The sequence below is a fragment of the Dapis hubbardiae BLCC-M172 genome, from assembly GCF_050016015.1.
GTDB lineage: Bacteria > Cyanobacteriota > Cyanobacteriia > Cyanobacteriales > Microcoleaceae > Trichodesmium.
In genome coordinates, this window is sequence record NZ_JBNHEQ010000085.1 from 52,155 (window position 1) to 53,561 (window position 1,407).

At 45.1% G+C, this 1,407-nt stretch carries 2 protein-coding genes; one reads left to right on the forward strand and one right to left on the reverse strand.

The annotated features are described in order from the left end of the window. Positions 1-238: hypothetical protein (locus ACP6PK_RS08525; RefSeq protein WP_426559241.1), on the reverse strand; the 238-nt coding region annotated here is incomplete at its 3' end. Between ACP6PK_RS08525 and ACP6PK_RS08530 the strand changes: the two genes are divergently transcribed. Next, positions 225-1,407 (forward strand): calcium-binding protein (locus ACP6PK_RS08530; RefSeq protein ID WP_426559242.1); only part of this gene is annotated, 1,183 nt, incomplete at its 3' end. The genes ACP6PK_RS08525 and ACP6PK_RS08530 overlap by 14 nt on opposite strands.

The window sequence follows — 1,407 nt, forward strand, 5'->3', positions numbered from 1 at the left end:
CAACGCCAGAACCAACGCCACCACCTACAACTTCTGATGGTAGGCCGATAATTGAATTAGGTGGTAGGTTCGGTTTCTTTAATGATGATGATGACTTTATACTAATAGACATAGTAGAACCACCAGTCACAACAGAACCACCAGTTACAACAGAACCACCAGTTACAACAGTGCCACCAGTTATAACAGTGCCACCAGTTACAACAGTGCCACCAGTTACAACAGTGCCACCAGTCACAACAGTGCCACCAGTTACAACAGTGCCACCAGCAACTCCTACACCCACAGCACCGGGAGGAGGTATTTTACTACCTGGGGGAGAAGCAGTAGGAACAGATGGAGACGATCTAGTATTTGGGAGTGCCTTCAGCGACACCTTTTCCGCACTTAGTGGAAATGATACTGTATTTGGCCAAGATGAAAGTGATTCTCTACTTGGCCAAGACGGTAATGACCAAATTAACGGCAACCGGGGTAATGATACTATTAGTGGTGGTGCAGGAGATGACTGTCTCCGAGGTGGCAGAGATGCTGACTCTGTTTTAGGTGATGCTGGAAATGATACAGTATTTGGCGATCGCGGATCAGATACAGTTCGAGGGGGAGAAGGTAGGGACATTATTTATGGTGGTAAAGAAAATGATAATGTAGCAGGAGGAGAAGACAACGACTTTGTTTCAGGAGATAGAGGTGATGATACTGTATTCGGTGATGCTGGGAATGACACCCTTTTGGGTGGGAGTGGCGTCGATCTAATCTCTGGAGGTTTAGGTTTAGACCTCATCAGTGGTGGTCAAGATGCTGATAGTATTTCAGGAGATGAAGATAATGATTCTCTATCGGGAAATCAAGGTAATGATACTCTTGATGGTGGTACGGGAGATGATTCTTTATCTGGAGGTAAAGATGATGATTTGTTATTAGGAGGTGAAGGTAGCGATACTCTCAATGGCGAACGAGGAAACGATACCTTTGATGGTGGGGAAGGAAATGATTTCCTCTCAGGGGGTAGAGGAAATGATTCTCTTGATGGAGGTCAGGGTGACGATCTATTGATCGGCGGTCGCGGTAACGATACTCTGACTGGGGGTGAGGGTGAAGATAGTTTTGTAATTGCAGATTTTGGGGAGTCTGATAATTTATATACTATTACTGACTTTAATACTGCTGAAGACCTGATTAGTTTTGCAGGCGATCTGAGGTTTGAGGACTTAGAAATATCTAATGAGGGTAGTGACACTGTTATTCGGAATGCTAATGGTGATACGTTAGCAATTTTAATCGGAGTTGATAGTACCACTCTCAACCCTAATAATTTCTTCCCACAACCAGTTAACACAGACCCACCAGTAACAGACCCACCAGTGACAGACCCACCAGTGACAGACCCACCAGTGACAGACCCAC